This is a genomic window from Agarivorans sp. (assembly GCF_050295395.1).
Taxonomy (GTDB): domain Bacteria; phylum Pseudomonadota; class Gammaproteobacteria; order Enterobacterales; family Celerinatantimonadaceae; genus Agarivorans.
The window spans coordinates 46,884-63,725 of record NZ_JBNKPP010000269.1; the positions used below are offsets into that span (position 1 = coordinate 46,884).

At 47.5% G+C, this 16,842-nt stretch carries 17 protein-coding genes; 6 read left to right on the plus strand and 11 right to left on the minus strand.

Translation table 11 applies throughout. The features are described 5' to 3' along the window. Positions 1–58: 58 nt before the first annotated feature. Positions 59–397, minus strand: a complete 339-nt coding sequence (locus ACQY6Q_RS15820; protein WP_427982872.1) for a DUF3316 domain-containing protein — start codon at positions 395–397, stop codon at positions 59–61. A gap of 587 nt (positions 398–984) precedes the next feature. On the opposite strand from ACQY6Q_RS15820, the gene ACQY6Q_RS15825 reads away from it, so the two are divergent. Continuing rightward, positions 985–1,512: an NADPH-dependent FMN reductase gene (locus tag ACQY6Q_RS15825; RefSeq protein WP_427982873.1), complete on the plus strand. Its 528-nt coding sequence runs from the start codon at positions 985–987 to the stop codon at positions 1,510–1,512. A gap of 586 nt (positions 1,513–2,098) precedes the next feature. Here the strand turns inward: ACQY6Q_RS15825 and ACQY6Q_RS15830 are convergent. The 4 genes from ACQY6Q_RS15830 to ACQY6Q_RS15845 all read right to left on the minus strand — a co-directional run bounded on the left by ACQY6Q_RS15830 (position 2,099) and on the right by ACQY6Q_RS15845 (position 6,080). After that, positions 2,099–2,602 (minus strand): hypothetical protein, encoded by a 504-nt coding sequence (locus ACQY6Q_RS15830; RefSeq protein ID WP_427982875.1) that lies wholly within the window; start codon positions 2,600–2,602, stop codon positions 2,099–2,101. Between the two features lie 36 nt (positions 2,603–2,638). Continuing rightward, the gene (locus ACQY6Q_RS15835) at positions 2,639–2,887 is read right to left on the minus strand and encodes a hypothetical protein (RefSeq protein ID WP_427982876.1); all 249 of its coding nucleotides are present in this window, start codon (positions 2,885–2,887) and stop codon (positions 2,639–2,641) included. A gap of 336 nt (positions 2,888–3,223) precedes the next feature. Continuing rightward, positions 3,224–4,861 (minus strand): diacylglycerol kinase family protein, encoded by a 1,638-nt coding sequence (locus tag ACQY6Q_RS15840; protein ID WP_427982878.1) that lies wholly within the window; start codon positions 4,859–4,861, stop codon positions 3,224–3,226. Positions 4,862–5,177: 316 nt separating this feature from the next. After that, positions 5,178–6,080: an EamA family transporter gene (locus tag ACQY6Q_RS15845; RefSeq protein ID WP_427982879.1), complete on the minus strand. Its 903-nt coding sequence runs from the start codon at positions 6,078–6,080 to the stop codon at positions 5,178–5,180. Between the two features lie 102 nt (positions 6,081–6,182). On the opposite strand from ACQY6Q_RS15845, the gene ACQY6Q_RS15850 reads away from it, so the two are divergent. After that, the gene (locus ACQY6Q_RS15850) at positions 6,183–7,556 is read left to right on the plus strand and encodes a PLP-dependent aminotransferase family protein (protein ID WP_427982881.1); all 1,374 of its coding nucleotides are present in this window, start codon (positions 6,183–6,185) and stop codon (positions 7,554–7,556) included. A gap of 288 nt (positions 7,557–7,844) precedes the next feature. On the opposite strand, the gene ACQY6Q_RS15855 is transcribed toward ACQY6Q_RS15850, so the two are convergent. The 5 genes from ACQY6Q_RS15855 to ACQY6Q_RS15875 form a co-directional block, all read right to left on the minus strand. Next, the gene (locus tag ACQY6Q_RS15855) at positions 7,845–9,032 is read right to left on the minus strand and encodes an NAD(P)/FAD-dependent oxidoreductase (protein ID WP_427982883.1); all 1,188 of its coding nucleotides are present in this window, start codon (positions 9,030–9,032) and stop codon (positions 7,845–7,847) included. 70 nt (positions 9,033–9,102) lie between these two features. Beyond that, complete coding sequence (locus tag ACQY6Q_RS15860; RefSeq protein WP_427982885.1) at positions 9,103–10,632, minus strand: copper resistance protein NlpE N-terminal domain-containing protein; 1,530 nt, start codon at positions 10,630–10,632, stop codon at positions 9,103–9,105. A 17-nt stretch (positions 10,633–10,649) separates the two neighbouring features. Continuing rightward, positions 10,650–11,444, minus strand: coding sequence for a Cof-type HAD-IIB family hydrolase (locus tag ACQY6Q_RS15865; RefSeq protein WP_427982888.1), 795 nt, complete (start codon positions 11,442–11,444; stop codon positions 10,650–10,652). A 33-nt stretch (positions 11,445–11,477) separates the two neighbouring features. Beyond that, the gene (locus tag ACQY6Q_RS15870; protein WP_427982890.1) at positions 11,478–12,497 is read right to left on the minus strand and encodes an alpha/beta fold hydrolase; all 1,020 of its coding nucleotides are present in this window, start codon (positions 12,495–12,497) and stop codon (positions 11,478–11,480) included. A 49-nt stretch (positions 12,498–12,546) separates the two neighbouring features. Continuing rightward, a complete protein-coding gene (locus ACQY6Q_RS15875) occupies positions 12,547–13,002 on the minus strand; it encodes a DUF2214 family protein (protein WP_427982892.1) in 456 nt (151 codons plus the stop codon). 134 nt (positions 13,003–13,136) lie between these two features. Between ACQY6Q_RS15875 and ACQY6Q_RS15880 the strand changes: the two genes are divergently transcribed. Then, positions 13,137–14,060 (plus strand): DMT family transporter, encoded by a 924-nt coding sequence (locus tag ACQY6Q_RS15880; RefSeq protein ID WP_427982893.1) that lies wholly within the window; start codon positions 13,137–13,139, stop codon positions 14,058–14,060. Here the strand turns inward: ACQY6Q_RS15880 and ACQY6Q_RS15885 are convergent. Beyond that, a complete protein-coding gene (locus tag ACQY6Q_RS15885; RefSeq protein ID WP_427982895.1) occupies positions 14,007–14,351 on the minus strand; it encodes a DUF2500 family protein in 345 nt (114 codons plus the stop codon). The two genes, ACQY6Q_RS15880 and ACQY6Q_RS15885, sit on opposite strands and share 54 nt — an antisense overlap. 207 nt (positions 14,352–14,558) lie before the next feature. Between ACQY6Q_RS15885 and ACQY6Q_RS15890 the strand changes: the two genes are divergently transcribed. Genes ACQY6Q_RS15890 through ACQY6Q_RS15900 form a run of 3 tightly spaced genes read left to right on the plus strand, consistent with a single transcriptional unit; the run spans position 14,559 to position 16,801 of the window. After that, the gene (locus ACQY6Q_RS15890; RefSeq protein WP_427982897.1) at positions 14,559–16,316 is read left to right on the plus strand and encodes an intermembrane phospholipid transport protein YdbH family protein; all 1,758 of its coding nucleotides are present in this window, start codon (positions 14,559–14,561) and stop codon (positions 16,314–16,316) included. Then, positions 16,280–16,468: a YnbE family lipoprotein gene (locus ACQY6Q_RS15895; RefSeq protein WP_427982900.1), complete on the plus strand. Its 189-nt coding sequence runs from the start codon at positions 16,280–16,282 to the stop codon at positions 16,466–16,468. Before ACQY6Q_RS15890 ends, ACQY6Q_RS15895 begins: the two co-directional genes overlap by 37 nt. A gap of 6 nt (positions 16,469–16,474) precedes the next feature. Next, positions 16,475–16,801: a YdbL family protein gene (locus tag ACQY6Q_RS15900; RefSeq protein WP_427982902.1), complete on the plus strand. Its 327-nt coding sequence runs from the start codon at positions 16,475–16,477 to the stop codon at positions 16,799–16,801. Positions 16,802–16,842 lie beyond the last annotated feature (41 nt).

Here is a 16,842-nt window from a genome sequence, read left to right on the forward strand (position 1 = left end):
AACAAGGCGGGCTGAGCGTTAAACTACGTCAGCCCGCCTTGTTTATTCTGTTTCTACATTAGTTGCTTTCAACGGTTTTAAAACGGTAGTCAACGTTAACTTCGGCGCGGTATTGAATGTTGTCACGGCTGTTGGCCACTTCTACCACTTTTACTTCAGGTTTAGCTACTTCAATGTTGCTGGTACGAGTGTAGGCCCATAGTGCAAGTTGTTCGCTAAGTTGGCTGTTGTCCATCTCTTGTAAAGAGTCAGCAAGAGCAAAACCGGCATCATAGGCAGCAGTTTTACTTTCAAAAGTACCCGCATTTACAGTGGTGTTACTGTTAACGGTAAGTGGAGAAGCAAATACAGAAACAGTTGCAAGTAGGCCAGCGGCTAGAATGGTTATGTTTTTCATGTTTATGTTCCTCATCGGTAATCGTTTGTTGTTCCCGAGCTGTTGCCTCGGTGTGACTAAAGTATCCCTCGGGTCGTTATTCCATACAATGATGAATATATAGAATGAATTACTACATTTTGTTCTTAATTGATGGCTTCGTTGTAGAGAATGAAACGCTTAAGGTTTGGTTAAGGGGGGAAATAGCGCTTAATGCTTCCTCGCTGAAAATGTAAAGTAAGTCGGTAAGCAGTGTAAGTTGTGAGTTAATGGTCCATTTAAGCCAATCAACGAGGCTGTATCAGGCCGCCAAGCCTGCGGTGAGCCAACACCTGTCTTAGCGAGCTGATCCCCAGCTCGGTTAACTGCGTTTAAAGTACTGAACCACATCAGCACGCTACTAAAGCGTGCCGCAGAGCTTTAGCTGTAGCGTCACCGAATATCGAGCGGTAGTTTGGGTTAGCCCCACACTCCGCTGACACTTGGCGATTAAACATCATTGAGCGATTGTGCTAACTTGGTTTAATCGTTCATCGCTGAGGTGAATATTAAGGCTGGCTGCGGTAGAGTGCTTAAAGTTCTCCTTCATCGTTAACAAGGACAGTCCTATGAAAATAGTTGGTTTTGCCGCCTCTAGCAGTAGTGTTTCTATCAATAAACAATTGGTGACTTATGCCGTCTCGCAATTAAAGAATTGTGAAATCGAAATTTTGGATTTAAATGACTATGAGCTGCCACTGTTTAGCCAGGATAAGGAGCAGCAATTGGGTCAGCCTCCTTTGGCTCAAGCCTTTATTGATAAAATCCAATCGGCCGATGGCTTGGTAATTTCTTTCGCCGAACATAATGGCTCTTACACTGTAGCGTATAAAAACTTGTTTGACTGGGCCTCGCGGATTAACTCAAAAGTTTATGAAGACAAAGCCTTGGTTCTATTGTCTACCTCTCCCGGCCCCGGCGGCGCGAAGAGCGTATTAGCCAGCGCCGAAGCGTCGATGCCATTTTTTGGTGGCACGGTGAAGGCAAGCCTATCAGTGCCTAGCTTTCACGATAATTTCGATAGTGAACAAGGCAAGTTAAGCAATGCCGAACTGAATACTCAACTGCTCAGCGCTCTAGAGCTGTTACAAGCTTAAGTGCTGAGCAATGGCGGCTAAGTTAGCGCGCCTTCGGAGGTGCCGCCGCCATTAACTTACGTTAAATTAGCGAAGAAAGTTAATGTTGAAAATGAGGTAGCATATGTTGGTCCCCTTGAGTGGCTGCACAAGCGGTAGCATGATGTCTCCAAGTGATACTGCCATTACTTAAGGCGGTTTGAAATAAAAGCCGCCTGCAGCAGCATCATGGAGTGCGTAGCTGCTTGTCCAATACTCGTATTGGCTCGGCCATAAGTACTCTTCATGTCTATCCAAATGTTAAGTCATAGAATTCTTGAACGCTGGTGCGTCGTTGGGTCTTTCGGCCTTAGTTTCACTTGAGAGCGCAGCCGAGCTTGTTGCGGATGTAGAAAGTTGTTGGTTCAGATTTAAGGCGCCATTTAACAGCAAGCTAATAGACGAGATGGAGGACTTAATTCGAGAGCTTTTGCCAAGTTTCGTTACTGTTATCGCCAGTAAGGCGCTCATTCCAAGCGTTGTCCATGGATGGTCTTGCACATACCGTTTACAGCTATACTTGAGAGTTTGCTTAGCCAGTAAGCACTGCTCAAGCGCCGCTTTACCCTCAATGCGTTTTATCTGCATGGCTCGGTCTAGTTTGATTAGAGAACGCATACCATCCCTCTTGTAATTGCTTAGTGGTATTTTTAAAACCAAGGAAGTGGGTGAGTCGCAGCTGCCACCACGCTAAAGCGCTTAAGGCTAAGCCTAAGCAGCCTATAAACACTGCCACACTTAGCAATAAGTGGGCGGTAAAATGGAAAGTGACTAGCCCAGCCGCTACACACAGGCTAAAGATAAACAATACCGCTAGCAGGGTAAAAATGATGCTGCACAATACGATTTGGCGAGCGGCAGCCATGTTGACTTTCATCTCCAGCAGAAACAAATCTAAGCTAGAGTTTGACCATGTTTTAAGCGACGAAGAGAGTGTGCTGATTTGCGATAGTAGCGCTTGTAAGCCCTTAATGGCTTGTTCTATTTGCTGAGTTTCAGCCTCCCCTGGAGTTCGGCTATCCGCAGTAGCCGAACCCTTATGCTGCTTGTCGGTATTGTTTGAGTCATCCATAGAGCATTTCCTATCTGCTTGCAGCAAAATACAAGCCTATTTGATCAGCTTAGATACCGCCCAGCCTGCCAGAAATGCACAGCCAACACTCAACAGAGGGTGCTTTTTAACCATGTTTTCTGTTGATTGGGTAGCTTGTTGAATGCTTTCGGTGCCTGCTTCCAGTTTATCTTTGGCTTGCTCTTTCATTGCGCCAACAGCATCTGAGGTTGCTTGCCCTGCAAGATGGTAGGCTTCTTCTAATTGCTCTTGAGGTGTTTCTGTACTTTTTTTGGCCGTTGCCATAATTTGACTCCGTTAGCTACTCATTGTTGATAGCACGGTTGATTTTCTAGCTGAGTAAACTAAAAAATTTTCCGCGCCTTCATTAGTGATATGGCGATTACTGTGCCAACTATATAACTGTTTGTTTTAAATTAATTAATATCTTGATGGGGTGCTTGTCTTTAAATTTATCGGTAATAATTTCCTAGATCCCATGGCTCTTTGTAATTATTTCATGTTGCTAGCCAGGTGGTGTGTTTTGCTCACTGTGGGCAATGATGGTGATAACCAAGGATAGATACGTTAAGCAAGGGCTCACTAAGCCTCTAGCCGCCGAAGCTATTGCCTTTAATGAAGCTAAGCAGGCACAAAAACATTCAAAGAGCGAGGGCTGAGCTTTATTTCTAAACTGCTGTCGCAATAGAGTTCGCCATCGATGACATAGTCGATGGGCTTATCAGCGGTAATGGTAAGCTCAGTCGCGCGCATGTATTTAAACAGGTTTGATTTGTTTTGAGCTCCTACGCTGGTTAATGTTAAATCCGATAAGGCGACTAGCCGCCCGCCAAGAGACTCAAGGCTGTCAAGGTAGGTAATATGCAGTTGGCCATCATCCGGCAGTGGTGCGCCACCGCCTTGGGCTAGCATTGTGCTAAAAGGGGCGATGTTGGCAACCACAAAACTGTGAACATCTATAGTCTTCTCATTCCATTTAGCTTCGTTGCTCATGTGCTCTGGTATGGTCACTTGCAGGCTGTGAGTATCTTCGGAAATGACGGCGTTAAAAAAGCCCGCCAAATACGCTAGCTGTCCAAAGGTATCTTTATCTGCGCGGCCGGCGTGTTCGATCATCTTCCGTTCAAAACCAATACCCAGTACTAATAAAATTAAACGTTGATTACATGCTGCTGTATCTATGCGTTGGTGATGCCCTGCAAGAATAGTGTCGCAGGCCTTTTCAACCGGCGAAAACTTCACGCCTACGCCATACAAAACATGACATAAGGCATTGGCTGTGCCCAAGGGGATGATGCCAAGTGTGATGTCGGTATCGACCAGTTGGCTTGCTACTTCTGTCACCGTTCCGTCGCCACCAGATACCAAGATCTGCTTTGCCCCACTTTGTTTTGCTTGTTGAGTTAGACTGGTTGCAGTGGTGTGCTCGTCTGTTTGGTGAATGTGTAGCCGATGTTTTTGGGTAAGATGGCGAATTACCTGTTGTTCGTACTGCTGCCATTTCCCTCCACCGGCGCTAGGGTTTACCACCATGCAGATGGGGTCTTCCAGTGTAAGTAATTCTTTATCACGGATCGATTGCAGTGTTTTGAGCTGCAAGCGGTTGAGCCTAGCGGTACTGCGCACACTGTTGATTTGCTGCATCACTGATTCCACCGAAAGCGATACATCTTTACTCAACAAATAGGCCGCTACTACAAATACCGAGCGACCACGGCCTAAGGCACAGTGTACTACCACCGAACGGCCACAAGCGATTTGGCTATCTATCCAATTCATCGCGTGGCGTAAACGCAGTAAAGTAGGCGTTTTATGATCCAAAACCGGAATAGAAAGGTAGTGGAATTGTTTGTCGGTCATGGCACTCTCTAGCCCGGCGAATTCTGCCGTGACATCGACAATGCATGAGATACCGTGAGATTCGAGAAACTCTAAGTCACTGGGAAACAGGCGACGAGAAAGATAAAGATTTTCGCCAACTTGCTGAATAGGAGGCACACTATCGTGCCGCCTCTGCCAAGCATTGTAGATTTTCGCCCCCAGTAAGAAGGGAATAAAAGCCCAGCGGATCCACCAAACAATTTTACCGTCTTGTCTCTTCCTGAAAATAGATGGAGTATCAAACAGGTAAGCGATACTCACTAAGGCCAAGGAAAGCGCAATCCAAAATAGCAGTATACTGATTACCGGGTTTGGAATGTAAATAGCCGCGATTAGCGAGAGTAACGAGCTAAGCAGATAATATTTGATGATGAACATGTGCCTCCCTTTAAAGCTTAATTTTGTAAGCTGTTTTAGCCGGCCATTGCTTCGATATAGACATGAGCTAATTGTTGTTTTTTGTGTCGCTCATCACCTGCCAGTTGGAAAAACTGTTGTTCTTCATCTAGCTAGGTGGTGCAATATCTTGTTAATAGTAACAAAAATCTCGCTGAGTGGATCGCGAGATGGTTTAATCAGTGCATCTAGCAAAATACGCTATTTTTGTGACTTTTGAGTTCATCAAATAAGTTCTTCGTTTGCCTGCTTTTTTGTTCGGGTCTTAATCACTATATGTTGATAGGGCAAATACGCCCTATGACTCATAAGAACGTTTCAAGTGATTAACCGGAACTTGAGGTTGCTGTTTACTCGGATATAACACCAAGCCAATACCAATAAGAAAGGCACTGCAGGAAACCCACTGGGGCACGGTAAGCTGCTCTCCGTATACAAGGTAACCACTTAGCAAGGCAAATACCGATACCAATAGCGTTAATGGTGCCAGTTGGCTCATCGGGTATTTAAGAACCATTTTGTTCCAAACCCAATAACCGAACAAAGTGGTGGGATAGGCTTGGAATAACACCGACATCCATGCGTTGCTGTTCCATTGTTGATAGGTGGCATTGATAACGTCCCAGCCATTGAATGCCACACTTAAAGCAATTAATGGGATAGGCGCAAACAACATACCCCATATGTTAAATGCGAATGCTGAACGCGTTTTCGACATGCGTATGATCACCCCAGCCAACGGCCAGCAAATAGCGGCAACCGTTATGCAAAGTAAACCTAACCCAGTAATGTTACCGTTGGTGTATATAATTGAAACGGTAAGCCCTAGCAGCGAAATTAAAATACCCACCACCGCTCTCGCCGAAAGAGTTTCTTTGTAAAGCAGCACTCCAACAAATACCGTTGTTAATACATCTAGTTGAAGCAATACCGATGCCATCCCAGATGACAGCCCAAGGGTGATAGAGCTTGAAGCCATGCCCCAGATCCCTGTGCCAAATACCAGCCCGTAAGCAAGCAGATAACGCCATTTAACATTGGGTTTAGCGATAAAAAATATCATTGGAAAAGTCGCACATAAGAAACGAACCGCTGCAATTAACAAGGGATCAAAGTCTTTAACGCCCAGTTTTATCATCGAAAAGTTACAGCCCCAAATGACCATAACAGTAATAATCAGTACCAAATCTTTAGCTCGCATCGCTCTATCTCAGTGATTACAGATACAGAAATTGTGCTTTACGGTATAGTTTCAGTACAGATACAATTATTGCTGATTTTTCCAATACAGTTGTTGGTGAACATGGCAAAATTTAGAGACCTAGCGGAAAAAGTCGTTAACGACATACAGACTGGCAAGCTCACACCGGGAAGCACAATGTTGTCGTTGCGCCAGTTTGCCCTGCTGCACAATATTAGTGTTTCTACAGCGGTAAATTGTTATGCCGAGCTTCAGTCGAAGGGCTGGCTTATTGCTCGTCCTCAGTCGGGTTTTGTTATTGCCGACTATCCGCCAGCTTGTTCTTCACCCACTTGGGGAACCTTTTCTAGTCAAGTCGCTATACCCCAAAGCCAAGTTGAGCAAGTAGCAATAGCCAAAGGGCCCTTAGGTACTTCACGCCTGCAGCTTGATAAACTCAGTCGCCAACAACTGGACCGCAGCATGCGACGAGTGATGAGGCGTATAACCGATACGCTTAGCGACTACCCAGAGCTGCAGGGGGAGCCGTTGTTACGGCAAGCGCTCGCTTGCCACTTTAGTAAACATGGGTTTCCTATAAATAGTGATGAGCTGGTGATTACCCATGGCTGTATGGACGCAGTAAAAACAGCATTATTGGTTTGCACCAAACCCGGCGATACGGTGGCAATGAGCTCGCCTTGTTATAACGGTTTGTTAGAGTTGTTGTCTGAGTTATCTCTGCGGCTGATAGAAATTCCCTCTACAGCAGACGGTATCGACCTTGAGAGGCTAGAGCATCACTTAAAGCGTGGGGAGATTCAGGCTGGACTGTTCTGTACTACCCATATGAATCCGCAGGGCATTACCTTAACGGCAGAACAGAAGATAAAACTAGCGGGGCTGGCGGAGCAATACCAAGTACCGGTTATTGAAGACGATGTTTATTATGAGTTACCCCACCATCAACAAAGCTCATTACCCACGGCGTATTATGATACCAGTGGTTATGTTATATGGTGCGGCTCTATTTCTAAAACCTTAGCACCAAGTTACCGCTTAGGTTGGTGTAAGCCCGGACTATTTTTACCGTCGTTTATTAAACGTATGCTTGGCGTACCCATGTTTATTCAGCATGTGGTTGCCGATTTTATTGACTCGGGAGCCTATGCAAACCATTTGCGTCGAGCTCGCTATCAACTCAGCCAAAACAAGTTACATTATTTAAATTTTTTGGGGCAGCATTTGCCTGAAGGTAGTTGTATAACTCAACCAGAGGGGGGCTTGGTGCTTTGGCTGCAAATACCAGGCTTAGATGCGCCTAGCTTAGCCACCGCCGCTCAAGAGGCAGGGCTAGACATACGTATTGGCCCTTGGTTTACCGCCTCAGAGCGTTATCAAGATTGTCTACGATTAAACATTGGGTTTGAGCCTACCGAGGCTATAGAACACGAGTTACTTCGAGTGATAAAACTGATCAGGCTTAATTGTTGTTAATTTGGCTGAAAGCAAAGAGCGTTGTAGCAGGGCTATAGGTTTATACAGCCAAACCTTCTAGAGCATAAGGCTTCAGCGCTATCAGCGGTTCGACAAAGTGAATTTTTGCGCGAAGAATAACAAGGTAAATGAATATAAGAGTAGCAGTATCGTTCAGTACTTTAAGTTCATACTTAATGCTACGTCAGCAAAACGAAGACAACATTAAACCTTTAATTATCATACTGTTAAGCATTTTGATGTGCAAAAAAATACAATTTTGTCTTCGTTATAATTTTATCAAAATAATCAACAATCTTGCCCGCAGGCGACGCCGCTGGCCCAGGCCCATTGAAAATTAAAGCCGCCTAACCAACCACTTACGTCCATCACCTCGCCGATAAAGTAGAGGCCTTTCACCTTGTTACTTTGCATGGTTTTAGAGCTGAGTTCGTTGGTATCTACGCCGCCTAGGGTGACTTCGGCGGTGCGGTAGCCTTCGGTGCCATTCATTACTAGTTGCCAGCCTTTTAGTTTGGCAGCGATTTGTTCGCGCTCACCGTGGCCGAGTTGGTTAAGCGCTTTACTGAGCAGATTTTCCTCAAATAGCGCTTCTACTAGGCGTTTGGGTAACCATTGGCTGAGGGTATTTTTTAGGCTTTGCTTGGGGTGCTGTTGCAGCACTTGTTCCAGTAGGGCGAGGGCATCTTGCTTGGGCAGCAGGTCGATGCTAATTGCCTCACCGGGCAGCCAGTAGTTGGAAATTTGCAAAATAGCTGGGCCCGATAAACCGCGGTGGGTGAATAACAAGGCTTCGCTAAATTGCTTGCCATTGGCGGCGGTAATACAGCTGGGCACGGCGATACCAGAGAGGGCTTCAAAGCGTTGTTTTTGCTCGCTATGCCACGTAAAGGGCACTAAGCCGGCGCGGGTGGGTAATACTTTTAAGCCAAATTGCTCGGCCACTTGATAGCCAAACGGGGTGGCGCCTAGTTTAGGCATCGACAGCCCGCCGGTGGCGATGACTAAGGATTCTGCCTGGTAGCTATGGCCGCCCGCTTGCACACTAAAGCCTTGTTGGTCGTTTTGGCTGATGGCGAAGATTTCGCTACGCAGTTGAATACTCACTCCCGCCCAGTCGCATTCGGTGAGTAGCATGTCTACGATGTCTTTGGCACTGTCGTCGCAAAACAGTTGGCCGTGGTCGCGTTGGTGGTAACTAATGCCGTGGCGCTCTACCAGCTCAATAAAGTCGCTAGAGGGGTAGCGAGCTAAAGCCGACTTAACAAAATGGGGGTTGCTACATAGGTAGTTTTCGGGGCCAACTTGGGTATTGGTGAAGTTACAACGGCCGCCACCGCTGATAAGAATTTTTCGACCAGCCTTTTTGGCATTATCTAGCACTAATACCGAGCGGCCGCGATAGCCCGCGGTGGCCGCACACATTAAGCCGGCGGCGCCTGCGCCAATAATAATTACGTCGAATTGCTGTGTCATAACTTGCCCCTGAAAAATCAGGGGCATTGTACTCTGCGCATGGCTTAGGAGCCAGCGCTGTAGCAGGGGCTTATTTTAGGGCGCGACCCGCACCTTGGCCAAAGGCTTCGGCGTGGAAGGTCACGCCGCTGAGAGGCGCGGGTTGTGGTGCTTCGGGCTGCATGCTGGGGTTGAGTGGGTAACTTAAACCGTCGAAGCGCAGTAAGCGCAGGCTGGCTTTAGCACCGCCGCCGGACACTTCTAGCAATAAATCTTGCCAGCGCGCATGGCTGGAGCTAGCTAAGAAGAAGGGTGTGCGCACTAAGGTGGTTTTGCTTAAGAAGCGCCAGCTATTGTTGTGTCCTTCAAAAATCAGCAGGCTACAGCCGCCGCTACCACACCAGTCTACATAGGTGATGATTTCGTCTTGGCCATCGCCATTTAAATCAAATTTCCACCATTGGTATTTGGTGCCGTTTAATTCGGTGCGATGCAACTTGAAGTAGTGCTTAAGGGCGGCTTCTACTTGTGGGTCGTAGTCGCTGCTGGCGATAAGGCTGGCGGGCTCGAAGCTACGTTCAGTATAGCTGTTGGCGGGGCTGGTCACAGCCACAGCGGGCCCACTCATTTTCATCATGTTCAGGCCAGCGCTGCCTTGCTGGTGTTGCTCTGGGTTTTGCAATTTCAATAGCCGGCCATCCCAGTTAAATACCATGCTGCTTTTAATTTGTTGCTGGCGGCTTTGACTAATGGTGAATATGAGTTGTGAGGCATTTACTGGAAACCAATAGCCCTTTTCGGTGAAGGTTTTGTCTTGTTCAAGATAGGTGCTGTGTAACTCGGCGCTGAAATCGCTGTTGAGGCTAAGATCCACCACGCGGCCCGAGCCTGACGCACTGGGCAGCTTCACCTGATAATAGCCAGCCAACTCTGCGATATCTTGTGTAAAGGGGCGGCGGGCACAGCCTTGATAGCTTTTGCCTTTGTAATTGAGCTTAGCGGTGTAAGAGTACACGCTATTTACCATGCTACCTAAACAGCGTTGTTGTTTTACCTCTAGCAGTAATTCATCACCCGATTGCCAGTAGTGTAAACCTTGGTTAATGCCGCTGCGGCTAATGGTTTTGCTGGCCGAACCGGATAGGGTGGAGAGTTTAATCTGATTCTCTTGAATGTCGATGTGCCAGCTGGGTTCATTTCCCCAGGCGCTGAGCTCGTTAATTTCTTGCTTACAGCCCGGCCCTTCGGCCGCCACATAGTGCCATTCTAGAGGGATGACTTTGGCCGGGTAGTCGGCTTGTGGCGCCTGTTTGCTTACATTGTCAAAGCGGGCGCTAAATTCGGCATAGGCCTGGCTGGGTTGGGCAAAGCCCTGTAGCAGTTGGCGGTCGCTGGCTGATAATTCCACCCAGTATTGGGTATCTCCGCCACAGGGGGTGAAGATGGCGCTTTGCTGTTTAAGGCTAAGTTGTCCTTTTAATGGAGTGGCGGGGTTGAGCTTGGCCGCCACTTTCACCGGCGCTACTTTTTTCGGGGAAGGAGTGAGCTGGGGGCTAGACGAGCACGCCGCTATGGTAATACTGCCAATAATCACCGAGCCAAGTAGTTGTATAAGCCTCATTTCCTTTCCCTTATTTGCTACAAATCGTAGGTGCCGATTAAATATTCGGCTACGCCGTTTTCTTTGTTGCTAAGTGTTTGTTCTAAATGAGGTAATGTCAACTTCAAGCGGTCATGCGCATTGGCCATGATCACACCTTTTCCGGCCAAAGTAAGCATTTCTTTATCATTTAGGCCATCGCCAAAGGCAATGCAATGTTCAGGGGCAATGGATTTTTGTTCTAGTACCGCTTTTAGGGCTTCGCCTTTGTTGGCCTTGGCAGTCATTACTTCTAAGCAGTCGGGCAGTGAAAAGGTAATGTTGAGGCTGTCGCCAAAAATTGCTATTAGGTCTTTTTCTAGCTCCAGCAGTATCTCGTGATCGGCTACGAAAAACAGCTTACAGATGTGTTCGTGCTCTAGCTTATCAAAGTCGACGAGTTGATAGTCGAAACCAGAATGTTTGTTGAACGAGCGAACGTATTCGTTTTCTTCTTCTACGTACCAGTTGTCTTCGTGGTAGATGTTGCGGTGCAGCTTGTATTTGCGGCTGAGCTTAAGAATGGTTTCGATTTCCTCGGGTTTTAAGTCGGCGCGGTAGAGTACTTCACCCTCGCGGTTGTGCACCCGTGCGCCGTTAGAGGTAATTAAATACATCGGAAAATCAAACTGCGCGGCAATCGGACAAACGTCGATGTAGTGTCGCCCAGTGGCAATTAAAAATTTAACGTTTTGCTGATACAAACGGGTAATGGTTTGCAGAGTATGTTCAGACACTTGATGGTCGGGATTGAGTAGAGTGCCATCGAGGTCGCTAGCGATGAGTTGATACATAGTTACTCCTTGGTTAATCCTGATACTGCGGATTTAACCTTCGTTAGTATGCTGCGCGAAGAAGTCGAGAATTTTGCTTAAAGCGGGATTACGGATCGCATCTCGCTCAAACATGATCTCGTGCTTAGCACCAGTAATAATGGAAAACTGGCTCGCAGCTGCCGACGAAGAATTTAGCGCTTGAAAAAAGTCACGCTGCCCTTCTGCCATTACAATTTGATCTTGCTCTGCTTGTAATAATAGTAGTGGATGCGTGATCTTGTGAGCGTTGTTAATGCATAGTTGCATGGCCTTAAAGCTTTCTGTTAACCAGCGATTAGTTGGCCCCCCCAGCTGGATTTGCGGGTGGCGTTGGTACACCGCCAGCATCTGTTGGTAACGGGCTTGGCTGTGGGTGAGGTGGTTAGCAGCAAAGCTACTAGGCCGATAGTCTTTTTGGCCTGGGGCGTAGTAGGGGCCTCGCTTAAAGCGTTGCTCTAGTTGGTGGATGGTGCGGCTTAAGCTGGCGGCTATGGGCTTAGGTACGGCACCCAGATTAATCCCAAACATGGGGGCCGATAATGCCACGGCATTAAAATCGGCAGGCTGTTGCTCAAGGTAACGCGCCGCAATGGCTCCCCCCATGGAATGGGCTAATAAAAATTTATGCTGATAGTTATGTGTGGCTAAATGCTGATGAATCAGGCTGGCTAGGTCGTCTACATAGTATTGAAAGCTGGCGACATCACCGGGCTGTTGGCGGGCGGTTTCCCGGTCTGATAAACCTTGGCCGCGATGGTCGATAATTAATACATCGTAGTGTTGCTGAGCGAGGTCGTAAGCCAGTTCAGTATACTTTAAATAGCCTTCGGTACGCCCGGGCGATAATACAATCAGCTTATTAGTGGGCGTGGCGGCACTGAGTTTTAGGTAGTGAATAGTGAGATTATTTACACCCTTAAAACTGCCGGGCTCGGCATATTGCTGCCAGTACGGCTCAATGCTTTGACTATAGCTTTCGGCTAAGAGCTGCTCGCTAGTAAATGAATAGGGCGCATGGTGCAAAAGCTCCACCTCTCGTTGCTTGCATACTGTTAGCGTGGTTGCGCTTAGCTAGCTTTGTTTACTCGCCAAAGCCAGCGCGGGCCAGAGTTACCAGCATGGGGATCAGTAATAATACGCCTAATTCTAAACGAATTAGCCAAATAACCGAAGAGTGCTGGCGATAACTAATCATCGAAGGTTTGCCTTGTTTTAAAGCTTTACGCCAGCGATAAAAAGTGGATGAGGGATATAGCGACAGCAGTACCACGATAAAAAACAGCAGCATTTTTAAGGCAAAAAAGGGATTTTCGATGTAGACACGGTCGGTGCTATGAAAAACAAACAGCCGCAACGCGCCGGTGGTGAAGATCAATACCGTGGAAAAAGCGTGGGTAGCATCGGCCAGCAATAGCTTTTTTACATCATCTTGGGTCATTCCTCTACGGAACAAAAAGGCTTCTGAGTACAGGGCACCTGCTAGCAAAATGATTGCTGTAACATGTAAACCTGCATTAATGGCCTCAAGTAGACTCATTGATCGTTATCCATGAAATAAAATATCTTAGAAAGCGCTCTCAACGCGTGCCGGATAGTACTGCAAAAACATCCATGATGCTATACCCTAACAGCCCAAAGCGCTTGACGTCCAGAGGGCAAAGGAAAGGTTTTATGAAGGAAAGGTTGTTAGCCTATGGTTTGTTGGTATTGCCACCGCTATTTTGGGCTGGAAATTTTATCACCGGGCGTTACATTTCAGAACAAATCCCTGCAATGTCATTATCTTACTGGCGTTGGACCTTAGCCATGTTGCTCGCCTTACCCTTGGTGTTTTCTAGCATGTGGCGCCAGCGTGAGCTGATTGTTCGCCACTGGTTGGTGATTAGCGTTTTAGCCTGTTTGGGCGTAGTGAGCTTTAACTCTTGTGTCTATATCGGCTTACAAACTACCACCGCCACTAATGCCTTAATTATTAACTCGATGATCCCGATTTTTATTTTGCTGCTGAGTAGCCTGTGCTTGGGTTATAAAATGTCGTTGCGCCAGGGGCTGGGCATTGGTTTGTCGTTTTTAGGGGTATTGGTATTGCTGCTGAAGGGGCAATGGCAGCACTTAAGCCAGCTGCGCATTAATGCCGGTGATGGCTGGATCGTGTTATCTTCGATGGTATGGGCGCTGTATTCTATAGGTTTGCGTTATAAACCCAGTGAGCTAAGTGGGGCGGCCTTTTTAGGTTGCACCTTGGTGATTGGCTCTGTGGTGCTGAGTCCATTTTATTGGCTGAATTTACCAGAGGCGGCCTTCCCATTAACTCACGATACCCTATGGGCCTTGGCTTATGTGGCGATTTTTCCGTCCTTGTTGGCCTATTTAGCATGGAATTATGGGGTGAAAGTGGTTGGAGCCGGCATCGCTGGTCAATACATCCATTTAATGCCGTTATTTGGTGCGATATTGGGCTTGGGTTTATTGGGCGAACAGCTATTTGCCTACCATGCGTGGGGGGCGCTGTTGATTGGGCTCGGGTTGCTGGTGGCCTTATTACCCTTCAATGGTGCCATCAGAGGGTGGTTCTCCCACTTCAAAACGGATTAAACGCGAACCTTGAATGGTGAGTTCTCCGCGTAAATGTTGGTCTAACTGTTGATATTGGCTGCGCTTTATTGCGAAGCGCCGAGCCTGCCCACCTTCTAAGGGCGTAAATTCTACAAAGTAACGGCAACGTAGTTGATGCCCTTCGTTATGCTTAGTTAAGCGAGTTAGCGGCTGTTCTTCCAGTTTGGATACCCTAACCCAAAGTTTGTGCATGGGTTGTTGGTGATCCCAACGTCGTTGTTGAACATTCAGCCATAACTGATAGACCACCATGGCTGCAATTAGCGCCATTACTATAAACCACCACCAAGGCATCCTTGTACTCCCTGCTGTTAAGCGTTACCAATATCGTTTTTATTTATCTTTAGTTACTAAGTTTTTATCTTTATTTGCCAATCCGTCAAGCCAAGAAAACTATTAGCCTGAGCAGGGCCTGCTTGTTATGCTGGGTTTAGTTAGCGTAGTTAAGCTGTTAAAACAGGGCAGGAGCCAGTCAATTTGCAAGCTCATAGCAAGGTAATATTAGCGTGGCGAAGTCTACTGCGTAGCTGCGCTTTAGCTAGCTGCCTGTTAGCTTGCTGTGCGCAGGCCAGCAGCGCAGTTAATCCTGCCTTGCTGGCAGATGTAGCCGATGCACAGTGGCAAGGCTGCCCTCAAACCCGCCTTAGTGGGCTTAAATTGATAGGCTTTCCTCTGCAGTTTGAGCTGGAGCAGTTAAATATCAATTTGGCTTGTATTAGCCCCCCACAAACGCCCACTCAATTAGCCTCTCTGGCGGAGTTTAAAGCCCCCATACTGCAACTGTTTAGCCAATTGGAAGATTGGGCCAAGAGTTTGCCTGCCAGTCAAGTAAGGGTAAAGCGGGTTAAGCTTGAGCTTAACCCCACCACATCGATTCAAGGCGAACTGAGCTTTAGGCAACAGGCGCAACACTGGCTGGTGCAGTGGCACGGGGACGACGGTAGCCATTTCACTATACAACTGCAGCCACAGCGGCAGCAGTTAAAGCTAAGTGGGCAACTACAGCCGAGTTTAGTTACCGCGCTTGCCGCCTTTTGGCCCAGTTTAGGTGCTGCCCAAGCCTATGGCCCGTTGGAACTAGAGCTTAAACTGACTAGTCTTGATGACTTGCTGCTCGATATCAGTATTAGTTTGCCGCAGTTAGCCAGCCATGTGAATGCCCAATTAAGAGGTTGGGAGAAATGGCAGTTGCATGTGAATAACCAGCCGTTTGATTTCGCCCAATGGCGGGTGCCGGCCAGTCGTTGGCTATTGCAAGCTGGCCGTTGGCAAGTCGAAATTGAGCAATGGCAAACCAGCGGCCAAGGGCAGTGGCAACTGGAGCCGCAACTCAGCGTGCAAGGGGAGTTAAACGCTAAGCAACTGCCGCTGTTACAGCGCCATCTTTATCCTTTGGCTGGCTCTGAACTACTCTCAGGGGCAGGACAAGTTAATTTTGCTTGGCAGGCCGGGCTGTTAAGGGGGCATGTATCACTGGATTCGCTGAATGCCTTATGGGGAGAGCAACGCTTGAGCGACGGGCGCTTAAGTGGCGATTTTAGCTATCGCCCCGAACAGGGCTGGCAGCACTCTGGCAGCCTGAGCCTAGAAACTTGGGATGTGGGTATTCCGCTGAGCCATTTAACCGCCCGTTGGCAACAGCAGCAAGCCGCGCCGCTAGGTGAGTTAGCTGGGCTTGAACTAAGCCAAGCGCACTTCTCACTATTGGGAGGGCAGGCCGAGTTGAGTCCTTTAAATTTGGACTTTCCCACTCAGGCAGTACTGAATTTACAGCGACTAAAGCTGGCCGAGTTGGTGGCGCTGTATCCCGAGTTAGGTTTAAGTGTTGCTGGCTCGGTATCGGGGAGTTTGCCCATCCATTTGAGCCAGCACGGCTTGGCGATTTCGGCGGGGGAATTGGCCGTGGTGGAGCCGGCTGGCAAGATTACCCTGAGTCACCAGTCTTTAGCGGCCTTAAAAGCCCAGCATCCTTCTTTGGATTTTGCGTTACGCTTATTAGAAGACTTTGACTATGAAACACTTGCAGCCAATGTTGATTTTGCCGAAGATGGGCAGCTAGACATGCAGGTAAAACTTTATGGGCGTAACCCCAAGGTGAGCTCGCGGCCGGTGGCGTTAAATTATCGTCATCAGGAAAACATCTACCAGCTACTACGCAGCTTGCGTATTGGCGATCAATTGTCAGGACAACTACAGCAATGGATAGACGAACACTCTGTGCCACCCTCGCGTTAAGTTTGGGTTTGGTGGCCTGTACTCCCAAAGTTGAAGTGGCGGTGGATAAGCCGATCACGGTGAATTTAAATGTCAAAATTGATCACGAAATTCGAGTCCGAGTGGATAAGCAATTGGACGACTTATTTAGTGATGAAAGCGGATTGTTTTAGGAGTAAATGATGAACAGCAAAACGTGGTTAATTGCCTTATTGTTGAGCCTAAGCTTTTCGGCCTTGGCAATCGATTTGGGTGAAGCAAAAACTAAGGGCTGGGTGGGCGAACAAACTAACGGCTTGTTAGGTGTAGTGAGTCATCAGTCTGAAGTGCAACAACTGGTTGAACAGATCAATCAAAAGCGTATAGAAAAATACCGACAAATCGCCCTAGAGAATGGCTTAGACGCGAAGCAAGTGGCTATTTTAGCTGGAAAGAAAGCCATCGAACGCAGTGAAACCGGAGCCTATATTCAAAGCCCCAGCGGCGAGTGGCTGAAAAAGCCCTAGTTTAAGGTTGGTTAAAAAGGGGGATGCTTAATTCCCCTTTG